The 11,986-nt window shown below is 38.3% G+C and carries 11 protein-coding genes and 1 other annotated feature; all 11 genes read left to right on the forward strand.

Going from position 1 to position 11,986, the window contains the following annotated elements; translation table 11 throughout:
- The first annotated feature begins 88 nt into the window (after positions 1 to 88).
- The 11 genes from hemC to CD003_RS22760 all read left to right on the forward strand — a co-directional run bounded on the left by hemC (position 89) and on the right by CD003_RS22760 (position 11,957).
- The gene (gene hemC / locus CD003_RS18865; protein WP_096202789.1) at positions 89 to 1,018 is read left to right on the forward strand and encodes a hydroxymethylbilane synthase; all 930 of its coding nucleotides are present in this window, start codon (positions 89 to 91) and stop codon (positions 1,016 to 1,018) included.
- Complete coding sequence (locus tag CD003_RS18870) at positions 1,018 to 1,809, forward strand: uroporphyrinogen-III synthase (protein ID WP_096202790.1); 792 nt, start codon at positions 1,018 to 1,020, stop codon at positions 1,807 to 1,809. The genes hemC and CD003_RS18870 overlap by 1 nt, the downstream gene beginning before the upstream one ends.
- Positions 1,806 to 2,783, forward strand: a complete 978-nt coding sequence (hemB, locus tag CD003_RS18875; RefSeq protein ID WP_096202791.1) for a porphobilinogen synthase — start codon at positions 1,806 to 1,808, stop codon at positions 2,781 to 2,783. The genes CD003_RS18870 and hemB overlap by 4 nt, the downstream gene beginning before the upstream one ends.
- 92 nt (positions 2,784 to 2,875) lie before the next feature.
- Complete coding sequence (hemL, locus tag CD003_RS18880; RefSeq protein WP_096202792.1) at positions 2,876 to 4,162, forward strand: glutamate-1-semialdehyde 2,1-aminomutase; 1,287 nt, start codon at positions 2,876 to 2,878, stop codon at positions 4,160 to 4,162.
- A 141-nt stretch (positions 4,163 to 4,303) separates the two neighbouring features.
- A complete protein-coding gene (locus CD003_RS18885; RefSeq protein ID WP_096202793.1) occupies positions 4,304 to 4,603 on the forward strand; it encodes a hypothetical protein in 300 nt (99 codons plus the stop codon).
- Between the two features lie 278 nt (positions 4,604 to 4,881).
- The gene (gene spoVID, locus CD003_RS18890; protein WP_179295618.1) at positions 4,882 to 6,405 is read left to right on the forward strand and encodes a stage VI sporulation protein D; all 1,524 of its coding nucleotides are present in this window, start codon (positions 4,882 to 4,884) and stop codon (positions 6,403 to 6,405) included.
- A gap of 149 nt (positions 6,406 to 6,554) precedes the next feature.
- Entirely contained in the window at positions 6,555 to 7,568 is a 1,014-nt protein-coding gene (gene ysxE, locus CD003_RS18895; RefSeq protein ID WP_257008388.1) for a spore coat protein YsxE, read from the forward strand.
- 302 nt (positions 7,569 to 7,870) lie between these two features.
- Positions 7,871 to 8,011, forward strand: coding sequence for a hypothetical protein (locus CD003_RS22025; RefSeq protein ID WP_179295619.1), 141 nt, complete (start codon positions 7,871 to 7,873; stop codon positions 8,009 to 8,011).
- A gap of 449 nt (positions 8,012 to 8,460) precedes the next feature.
- Positions 8,461 to 8,696 (forward strand) — a binding site (T-box leader).
- A 57-nt stretch (positions 8,697 to 8,753) separates the two neighbouring features.
- Positions 8,754 to 11,396: a valine--tRNA ligase gene (locus tag CD003_RS18905; protein WP_096202796.1), complete on the forward strand. Its 2,643-nt coding sequence runs from the start codon at positions 8,754 to 8,756 to the stop codon at positions 11,394 to 11,396.
- Between the two features lie 109 nt (positions 11,397 to 11,505).
- A complete protein-coding gene (locus CD003_RS22755) occupies positions 11,506 to 11,718 on the forward strand; it encodes a Uma2 family endonuclease (protein ID WP_373558583.1) in 213 nt (70 codons plus the stop codon).
- A 17-nt stretch (positions 11,719 to 11,735) separates the two neighbouring features.
- Positions 11,736 to 11,957, forward strand: coding sequence for a Uma2 family endonuclease (locus tag CD003_RS22760; protein ID WP_373558584.1), 222 nt, complete (start codon positions 11,736 to 11,738; stop codon positions 11,955 to 11,957).
- Positions 11,958 to 11,986: the final 29 nt, after the last annotated feature.

Here is an 11,986-nt window from a genome sequence, read left to right on the forward strand (position 1 = left end):
AAATCTATGGCAATTTGCAATTCTAAATTCGCAATTGCTCTTTGACCTTGTTTATAATAGATGTAGATTTATAATATTGGAGGATGTTATGAGAAAAATAGTGATCGGTTCAAGAAAAAGTAATCTTGCTCTTACTCAAACGGAATGGGTAATTGACCAATTAAAACAAGCTGGCGCGCCTTTTGAGTTTGAAATTAAGAAAATCGTGACAAAGGGAGATCAAATTCTTGATGTTACCCTTTCAAAAGTTGGTGGAAAAGGCTTGTTTGTTAAAGAAATCGAGCAAGCGATGATGGATAAAGAGATTGATATAGCAGTTCATAGTATGAAGGATGTTCCTTCTGAGCTTCATGAAGGATTTACACTTGCTGCGACTACAAAGCGTGTTGATCCACGTGATGCTTTTATTTCGAACGATCATGTAAAGCTAGCTGATTTACCTGCGGGTTCAATTGTAGGAACAAGTAGTTTACGTCGCTCTGCACAAATTTTAGCACAGCGTCCTGACCTTGAAATACAGTGGATTCGTGGAAACATTGAAACTCGTTTACGTAAATTAAAAGAAGAGAACTTTGATGCAATTATTTTAGCTGCTGCAGGGCTTGAGCGCATGGGGTGGTCGAAGGATATTGTAACTGAATTTTTAGAGCCAGACGTTTGTATTCCAGCAGTTGGACAAGGGGCATTAGGTATTGAATGTCGCTCTGATGATCAAGAAGTAATTGATTTATTACAGCATATTAATGACGACGTGACTGCTCGTACAGTGGCAGCTGAGCGTGCATTTCTTTATAAAATTGAAGGAGGCTGTCAGGTTCCGATTGCAGCGTATAGTACGCTTGACGGAGAAGACATCAAGATTACAGCATTAGTCGGTAGTCCAGATGGAAAGACAATCCTTCATGAAACAATGACAGGGAAGGACCCAGTTGAGTTAGGACAAGCAGTTGCTGGTCAGTTACTTGAGAAGGGTGCAAAAGAGATTCTCGATAAAGTAAAGAAAGAGCTTAACCAATAATGAAAGAATCACCTCTTCAATCTCGTAGAATTTTAGTTACTAGGGCAAAGGACCAAGCTAAAAGTTTTACAGAAAAAATCGAAAGTAATGGCGGGACGGCTATAGAAGTTCCGCTCATTACATTTCAAAAGCCAGTGAAACAAGAAGAGATTGAACAAGCATTATCAAGCTTACATACATATGATTGGCTTATTTTTACGAGTATTAATGGGGTTCACTTCTTTTTTGATTTTCTTGAAGAGTTTAACGTTGCGTTCGAATATCTTAATGATATCAAGATAGCTGTTGTGGGTACTAAAACAAAAGAAGCCTTAGCGCAGTATGGTGTTTTTCCTTCTCTAATACCTGATGAATTTGTTGCTGAAAGCTTGTCAGAAGAATTAGTGAAGACGTTGCAAGCTGGAGAGAAGGTCTTGTTTCCAAAAGGTAATCTTGCAAGAGATTTGATACCTAGAAAGCTTTCCAAAATGGATTTAGAACTAACTGAGCTAGTGATTTATGAAAATGTGATTGAAACTCGTTCAAAGGAAAAGTTGCAAGAATTACTCATGAATAAAGACGTAGACATTATTACGTTTACAAGCTCATCTACAGTAAAAAATTTTGTCATGCTACTTCGTGATGAAAGTTGGGAAAACTACATAAATCAGCTAACATTTGCATGCATTGGTCCAATCGCTGCAAAAACAGCAGAACAATATGGGCTTACACCTCATATTGTGGCAAGTACATATACTATCGATGGTTTAATTCAAGCGATTATTGATTATTTAGAGGAGGAAGAGCAATGACTGACGTAAACTTTCGTAGACATCGTCGTTTAAGACAAAGTTCATCGATTCGTTCGATGGTAAGAGAAACTTCCCTACATACTGAAGATTTAATATATCCTATTTTTGTAACCGAAGGTGAAAATGTAAAAAATGAAGTAGCATCTATGCCAGGTGTGTTCCAGTTTTCTTTAGACCTTTTAGATGCAGAAGTGAGCGAGGTAGTTCATTTAGGGATTCCAGCAGTTATCGTTTTCGGTGTCCCTCATGATAAGGATGATGTTGGTACCTCAGCATATCACGACCATGGTATTGTTCAGCAAGGGATTCGTCAAATTAAAGAAGCCCATCCTGATTTAACAGTGATTGCTGACACGTGTTTATGTCAATTTACTGACCACGGACATTGTGGTGTCATTGAAGAAGGAAAAATATTAAATGACCCAACGTTGGACCTTTTAGCTAAAACAGCAGTGTCTCAAGCGAAGGCAGGAGCTGACATTATTGCTCCTTCAAATATGATGGATGGATTTGTTGCAGCGATACGTCATGGGTTAGACGAAGCAGGCTTTGTTGATGTGCCAATCATGTCATACGCGGTAAAATATTCTTCGGCTTTCTACGGACCATTCCGTGATGCGGCTCATAGCTCGCCTAAATTCGGTGATCGTAAGACATATCAAATGGATCCTGCGAACCGTTTAGAAGCGTTACGTGAAGCAGAGTCAGATATGGAAGAAGGAGCAGACTTCTTAATCGTAAAGCCAGCCCTATCATACTTAGATGTCATTCGAGAAGTAAAGGACTTTTCAGGCTACCCAATTGTTGCTTACAACGTAAGTGGCGAATACTCGATGATTAAAGCAGCTAGTATTAATGGATGGATCGATGAGAAAAGCGTAGTATTGGAAAAACTACTTAGCATGAAGCGTGCAGGTGCAGACCTAATTCTGACTTACTTTGCAAAAGATGTAGCAAGATGGCTAAAGAAGTAGGAGTACATGGGTAAGTTGGTTAATATTAAGTTATAAAGGTTAACCAATTCATAACACATAATTCATAATTAAACCAACGAGGTGACAAATAGATGAGAAGCTTTGATAAATCAAAGGAAGCATTTTCAAAGGCAAAACCACTTATGCCAGGTGGAGTAAATAGCCCAGTACGAGCTTTTAAATCAGTTGATATGGACCCGGTTTACATGGAAAGTGGAAAAGGCTCACGAATTTATGATATAGATGGAAACGAGTATATTGACTATGTTCTATCGTGGGGACCATTAATTCTAGGACATGCAGATGACCAAGTCGTTGAATCGTTAAAGAAAGTAACTGAAAAAGGAACTAGCTTTGGTGCACCCAGTGAATTAGAAACGAAACTTGCAGAACTTGTAATTGACCGTGTTCCTTCAATTGAAGTTGTTCGTATGGTTAATTCAGGGACAGAAGCAACGATGAGTGCATTACGCCTAGCTCGTGGGTTTACTAGTCGCAACAAAATCCTTAAATTCGAAGGGTGCTACCATGGACATGGTGACTCACTTTTAATCAAGGCTGGATCGGGTGTAGCGACACTTGGATTACCGGATAGCCCTGGTGTACCGGAAAGCGTAGCGCAAAACACATTGACAGTTCCTTATAATGATTTAGAAAGTTTCCAATATGCTTTTGATACATTTGGAGACGATATTGCTGGGGTTATTGTTGAACCTGTAGCAGGAAACATGGGAGTTGTTCCTCCAGTGCCAGGCTTCCTAGAGGAGATTCGACGTATTACAGAAGAAAACGGTACACTATTAATTTTTGATGAAGTTATGACTGGTTTCCGTGTTGGATACAATTGTGCACAAGGAGAACTAGATGTAACTCCAGACTTAACATGTCTAGGTAAAGTAATCGGCGGTGGTTTACCAGTAGGAGCGTATGGTGGTAAGCGTGAAATTATGGAACAAATTGCACCGGCTGGACCAATTTATCAAGCTGGTACTTTATCAGGAAATCCACTTGCGATGACAGCTGGTTATGAAACTTTATCACAGCTAAAGCCAGAGGATTATGAGCATTTTAATAAGTTAGCAGATCGTTTAGTAGAGGGATTAGGGGCAGCTGCGAAAAAGTATGATATCCCACATACATCTAACAGAGCTGGTTCAATGGTTGGCTTCTTCTTTACAAATGAAAAAGTGACAAACTTTGAAAAAGCATCAACTTCAAATTTAGACTATTTCAAAGCATACTTTAAAGAAATGTTAAATCAGGGAGTATCATTACCACCTTCGCAATTTGAAGGGATGTTCCTCTCAACGAAGCACACAATGGAAGATATCGAAAAAACAATTACGGCAGCAGAAATTGCATTTTCAAAACTGAAATAAATAGAAATTAGGGGGTTGTGTCAAAAGATCAATTATCTTGTGGCACAACCTCTTTTCATGATTGGCTTACTGAATGTAATAGGCTCTTACAAATTAAAATGTACTGATGTATAATGAAAGGAAATACAGGAGGTGATTAATATGAGCAATGATAAAGTGGAACAAATGTTAACTCAGTTATTGAAGATAGTTGGACCGATGGAGAGTGATATAAGAAATCTTAAGATGGATATAAAAGATCTTAAAAAGGACACAAAAGACCATAAGCAGGACATGGGAATAATGCAAAGTGATATTCAGAGTTTAAATAATAAAAGCGAACAGCGACACATTGAGGTCATGAACAAATTAAAAGAACTAGAATATGACCAGGACTTTATCTGGGAGAAAGCCGTTCGAAATGAAAGAGAACTTGGGAATATTAAACGTCAACTAAGTTAAACCCTCTTCTAATCCCCCGATTTTATTTACGATAGACATTTACTGCATTTACTTGTTAGTTTCATAATAAAAAGGAGTTACAGGTATAGTGCTGTAACTCCTTTTTGATATGAGGAACTCCTTTTAAAACTATAAATCTCACTGAAACGGAAATATAGAACATAAGATTATATCTTTTGTTAAATTTTATTCATATCACTCTAGGTCTTGTCATAGACTTTATTGTACTGACCATGACCGTAACAAGATGAGATAACTAGTTGAAGGAGGAATGCACTGTGACGCAAGATCACCCATCAAAATTATCATTTTCCATTGAGGAATCTGTTTGGTTGAATAAAGGACAGGAAATCCAAGAAATTATGTCAATGTCTCTTGACCCGAATATTAGTATTGAAGAAAAGGATGAGCATGTATACATTCGTGGAGGACTACAATTAATAGGGGAATATCGCCCATCTCAATCAGAAGAGGGATATAACGTTGAGGAAGATTCAGTAAGAGACCAACGGGCATTCCGTTCGATAGAAGAGGTTTCGGTATCAGAGGATGGCATTGGTGAGATAAAGCATTATTTCCCAATCGATGTAACAATACCAATTAACCGTATTAAAAACTTAGAAGATATTTATGTTCAAGTAGAAACGTTTGATTATGATCTTCCTGAAAGAAGTTGCATTCAATTAACTGCCGATGTATCGATCAGCGGGATGAGTACAACACAGGAAAGAACGACACCAGTGGAGGAGCCTCAACCACAAGAAGTTCCTGAGCTACAGCCGATAGAACAGAGTGAAGCCTTTGAACCAGTGGAGGTACCAGAAATTATTGGTGGAGAAGACGCGGATATCTCGCAAAAATTCCAATTTGAAGCAAGAAGAGAGCCAGAACTAGACATTGCTGCACCACCTGAACCACCTAAAATGGAGGTAGAAGAACCATCTCCTCAAAACGAAATGGAAGAATCTGCACCTCCAATTACTGAGAGACAAGAAGCAGCAGAACAGAAGGAAGTAGAGCCAGTAAAAGAGGAAGAATTAGTAACAAAGGTCGCAATTAATTCTCGTCCAGATAAAAAGGAAGGACCGTCTAATGGAGCATCATGGTCTTCTATGATTCCAGACTCTAGTAAGGAAGAAATAGTAGAAGAACCAAAAGAAGAAGTTGAGCCTGCATTAGATCGACCAGAGCCTACACCTGTTGCAGAAGAAGTGGAAGAAACCCCTGCATATGAAGAACCTGTACAGGAAGCAGAGCCACCAAGAGCAGAAGAACCAGCACCAGTGTTTGCAGATTTTACACCTTGGAATGGGGAAGAAAAACAAGAAGCTGAGATGAATAGAAGCGAATCAAAAGAGGAAGTAGAAGTTGAAGAACCAGTAGCAGAAGAGCCACCTCGTGAAGAGGAAGAGGTTCTTGAACCAGTAGCAGCTCAGGCTGAGCCTGAAACGGTTAATCGACCAGAAGAAACAAAGATTAATATAGCACCGTTAAAGACCACTGAAGAACCAAAAGATGTGAGCGAAGATACAGAGCCAGGAAGAGATCCTGAGGATGATGCACAACCACAATCTAAAGGACAAAAAGAAGGCAATGCACTGTATCTTACAAAGATGTTGACTAATGGTGAAGAACAGTTTTCTAAGCTAAAGATGTGTATCATCCAAGAGAATGAATCGTTAGATATGATCGCTGAGCGTTATGAGGTTTCAACAAGCCAATTAGTACGTGTGAATCGATTAGATGATGAAAAAGTTGCTGAAGGACAAATCTTATATATTCCTGTAACCCATAAAGTATAAAACAACTGAATAGTTTATAGGAGAATAGAAGGAAGGGTGGTATACATTTCAATAAGAAGTGACCACCCTACGTCCTTTTATAAAATCAGTAATCTATTAAAGTGGACAAAGTATTGTAATAACTTCAAGGAAAAGAAGGTGATACATAAATGGAAATGACAGCAAATGATTCTGGAGATGGTTCGATATTCTACCACTATGAGCTTTACCCAGAGAAAATAAAAGAGTATGGCAATGTAAAACGAATTTATACGAGACAAGGTGAGTTTGCTTTAAAAGAGTCTAGCTTACAACAAGAGGAAGCCGATTGGCTTATTCATGTCGTGAGAAGATTAAACCGTTTAGGTTATCGTAATTTGGTACCAATCATTCCTACAAAGTATGGTGAGTACACTTTATCTACTGATACACACACTTATTATTTAATGCCTTGGATTCATCAAGATGAAAATAGAGGCGATATGCCAATGGAGCGAGTAATAGTTGAACAGATGGGAGAAATCCATCGTTTAACAGTGAAGTCTCAAGCATATGAGAGAGAAGATATTGATCAGTCTTATCAATCCTTATTAACTAGATGGGAAAGAAGGAAAAGAGATTTAGAACAATTTGCTGAACAAGCAGAAGGAAAAGTTTATATTTCTCCCTTTGAACTTACGTTGCTGACACACCATCATTTTTTAAATGCAATGATAGAGACTGCCAAAACTCATTTAAAAACATGGTATGACCAATGTATTGAAAAAGAAAAGTACCGAAGTGTTTTGTGTCATGGAAAATTATCTAGACAGCATCTGTTACTCTATCAAAATAATCAGCCTTTACTTTTTAACTTTGAACGAGCAACTTTAGACACTCCTGCACGAGATTTAGCATTATTTTATCGGTATTCACTACCTTATGCGAAATGGGATGAGGAAGAGATATTGAACTGGTACGGAATATATAATCAGCAATTACCATTGCTTGAAGAAGAAAGACACTTACTAGCTAGTTATTTAAGCTTTCCAGAGCCTATTCTCTATGCAATTGATAGCTATCGACAACAACCTCTAAATATGACTGAGCTAGCTCATGTCCAACGTTTAGAAAAGAGACTACTAATGCAAAGACGAATTCACCGTATGACGAATGCAATTGTTGCGAAAAATGATGGGCAATAAACATCCGCTATAAGTAGTAGCGGATGTTTTTGTTGAATTTTTTGTAGTGTTTCGTTTTTAGAGAATACCAAAAATGAAACAAATGTATAGAATAATAAAGACTGCTAGTAATATGACATCAAGAGTGGTAGGAAATAATAAAGTACGTATAAATTGAAAGCAGATCAGTGGGAAAATAAACTGAAACATGATGTCACGTATACGTCGTATCCAAAGTGGTTGTCGAAATCGCCGTGGCATCGTACCTTACTCCTTTCCGCATACTTGCTACGGTTATGATATGCAGGAAGGGAGGATTGTGTGTGTTTGGTGGGGGTGGTTATAACCTTTTGAGTATTGTAGAGGTATACAAAAAGGGAAGTTCACCTGGTAGCATGTACGAAGAAGAGCAATGGTTCCGTACACTGCACGATTTTATGAGAAACCCACTCATAAAATCTTAAAAGATGCAGTGACTTCACACATTGCTTAGAGCAACTAGGAAAACAGAAAAAAATCTTTGCAGCAAAATCAAGGAAGAGCAATGGCTACACATGCTGCGCGCCTTTTATGAGAAACCCGCTCATAAAAGGCTTAAAAGATGGCAGCAGTTTCGCTCATTGCTTAGAGGTACAAACAAAAGGGGAAAACACCAGGTAGCATATACGAAGAAGGGCAATGGTTCCGTACACTGCGCGATTTTATGAGAAACCCGCTCATAAAAAGCTTAAAAGATGCAGTGACTCCACACATTGCTTAGATGTACAAACAAAAGGGAAGAGCACCCTTTTGTTTGTACATCTTGTATAATTCCTCCAGAATCTGTCGAAACTTTTATTGACGTTTGAAATAAAAAAAAGTAAAATCAACTTATCCTGACTAGATGTTCAGGGGTTTTGTTAGTATTACATAATTAAATGCTTTGATAGGGAAGAGTAGGTCCAACCCCCTTAAGAGAGGAAAATCAGTTGCTGAGAGGTTTTCTAGGAAGTATGGATTGAAGGTAGCCCTTGAGCATCTTTGTTGAACAATCACTTTGTGGTTTATTAGGCAAAGACGGCCATGTCCGTTATCAGAATTAAGTGTGTAACACGTTATTTTGTGTTGCAAACAAAGGTGGTACCGCGAGTTACTCTCTTCGTCCTTTGAGATGGAGGGGGTTTTTTTATGTTTTTAAGGTAGTTAAAAAAGGAGGTCTTTATAAAGATGGCTAATCAAGATATTTCAATGCCGACAAAATATAGTCCACAGGACACAGAGGCAAAATGGTACCCGTATTGGGTGAATGGAAAGTTTTTTGAAGCAACAGGTGATGAATCAAAGGAACCGTATACAATCGTCATTCCGCCACCAAACGTAACAGGTAAATTACATTTAGGACATGCTTGGGATACGACATTACAAGATATTTTATCTCGTGTGAAACGTATGCAAGGGTATGACACTCTTTGGTTACCAGGTATGGACCATGCAGGGATTGCGACGCAAGCGAAAGTAGAAGGAAAACTTCGTGAGCAAGGTATTAGTCGCTATGATTTAGGTAGAGAGAAATTCTTAGAAAAATCTTGGGAATGGAAAGAAGAGTATGCTGATTTTATTCGTCAGCAATGGTCAAAGCTAGGTCTTTCTTTAGATTACTCTCGTGAACGCTTTACATTAGATGAAGGACTTTCAAAGGCAGTTCGTGAGGTATTTGTACGCCTTTATGAAAAAGGCCTTATCTACCGTGGGGAGTATATTATTAACTGGGACCCGCAAACGAAAACAGCATTATCTGATATCGAAGTAATCTACAAAGATGTACAAGGTGCATTCTATCATATGAAATATCCTCTAACTGATGGTTCTGGTTATATTGAAGTAGCTACAACACGTCCAGAGACAATGCTTGGAGATACGGCAGTTGCTGTTCACCCTGAGGATGAGCGTTACAAGCATTTAATCGGTAAAAAAGTAACTCTACCAATCGTTGGTCGTGAAATCGAAATTGTTGGTGACGACTATGTAGATATGGAATTTGGTTCAGGGGCTGTAAAAATTACACCTGCACATGACCCGAATGACTTTGAAATCGGAAACCGTCACAACCTTGAGCGTATTCTTGTTATGACAGAAGAAGGAAAAATGAATGAAAATGCTGCAAAGTATCAAGGTATGGATCGTTTTGAATGTCGTAAACAAATCGTAAAAGATTTACAAGAAGACGGGGTACTTTTCAAAATTGAAGAGCATATGCATTCAGTAGGACATTCTGAACGTAGCGGTGCAGTTGTTGAGCCTTACTTATCAACACAGTGGTTTGTAAAAATGGAGCCACTAGCTAAGCAAGCCATTGAGCTTCAAAAGTCAGAGAATAAGGTAAACTTTGTCCCAGATCGTTTTGAGAAAACATATTTACACTGGATTGAAAATATTCGTGACTGGTGTATCTCTCGTCAATTATGGTGGGGACATAGAATTCCAGCTTGGTATCATAAGCAAACAGGTGAAATTTTTGTTGGACATGAAGAACCAGCTGATATTGAAAACTGGGAACAAGATACGGATGTACTAGATACGTGGTTCAGTTCTGCGTTATGGCCGTTCTCTACAATGGGCTGGCCTGATAAAGAAGCTGTAGATTTCAAACGTCATTATTCAACAGATGTTCTTGTAACAGGCTACGATATTATCTATTTCTGGGTAGCTCGTATGATTTTCCAAGGGTTAGAGTTTACAGAAGAGCGTCCGTTTAAAGACGTATTAATTCATGGACTTGTACGTGACTCAGAAGGTAGAAAAATGAGTAAATCATTAGGAAACGGTGTCGATCCGATGGATGTTATCGACAAGTACGGTGCTGATGCCCTTCGTTTCTTCCTAGCAACAGGAAGTTCCCCAGGAAATGACTTACGATTCTATTGGGAAAAGGTCGAATCTACTTGGAATTTTGCCAATAAAATTTGGAACGCGTCACGGTTTGCACTAATGAATATGGACGGATTAAAATATGAGGAAATCGACTTCAGTGGCGAAAAATCTATTGCTGACAAATGGATTTTAACTCGTTTACAAGAAACGATTAAAGATGTTACTCGCTTGACTGATGCCTATGAGTTCGGTGAGGTAGGACGTATTCTTTACAACTTCATTTGGGATGATTTCTGTGACTGGTACATTGAGATGGCGAAGCTTCCGTTAAACGGAGAGGATGAGCAAGCGAAGAAAACTACTCGCTCAATTCTTGCTTACGTGCTTGATCAAACAATGCGCTTATTACATCCAATTATGCCGTTTATTACCGAGGAAATATGGCAGCATTTGCCGCACGATGGCGAATCAATTACAGTTGCTGCTTGGCCGCAGTACACTGAAAGTCTTGTGGACGAAGAAACAGTAAAGGATATGGCGTTGTTAAAAGAAATTATTCGCTCTGTTCGTAACACACGTGCTGAATTAAATGTTCCAATGAGTAAAAAAATCGAGCTACATGTAAAAGCGAAGGATAAACAAGTGTTAGCTCAGCTTGAAAAAGGAAAAGGGTACATTGAGAAGTTCTGTAATCCAGAACAATTAAAGCTAGGAGTAGATATACCAACTCCAGAAAAATCAATGTCACAAGTATTAACAGGAATTGAACTATTCCTACCACTAGCTGGTCTACTAGATTTAGACGCAGAAATTGCTCGACTTCAAAAGGAAGTAGACAAGCTAGACAAAGAAGTAGAACGAGTTCAAAAGAAACTAAGCAATCAAGGCTTTATTGCAAAAGCACCTGAGAATGTTATTGCAGAAGAAAAAGCAAAAGAGAAAGACTACGTAGAAAAACGTGCTGCAGTACAAGCGCGTATTGAAGAATTGAAAAACTAAGTAGGAAGGGGTGGCTCATTATTATGGGCACCTCTTTTTTTGCTGAGATATATTGGTATATAATAAAGGGGGATATAGTTGATTTAAAATGAAGGAGGGTTATATAGTAATGAACTTACCTATAAAAAATCACATTACTCTTAAAGAATTCTACAAACTAAGAGAAGGTTCAGAAAGTAGGTTAGAATTCGTGGATGGTGTCGTTTATATGACTCCTTCACCTTCAACAATGCATCAACGAGTTTCTGGTAGATTGCATGCACAATTATTTACTTTACTAGACGGGAAGAATTGTGAGTTTTTCATGCCCCTTTCGATATAGAATTAAATAATAAAGGTATGGATGGAACAAAGATTGTCATTCCTGATCTATCCGGTATTTGCGATAAAAGTGGTTTAAATGAAAATAGATATGTTGGAGTCCCAACTGTCATTTTTGAAATTATTAGCCCTTCAAATCAATCGCATGACCTTGTTTTCAAGCTAAACCTTTATATGGAGTACGGAGTAAAAGAATACTGGATAGTTAATCCATTACGTATATGTACTAGAAGAAAATAAGCAATATCGACAAATGGACATAGCAAAAG

Source organism: Bacillus sp. FJAT-45350, from assembly GCF_002335805.1.
Lineage (GTDB): Bacteria > Bacillota > Bacilli > Bacillales > NISU01 > FJAT-45350.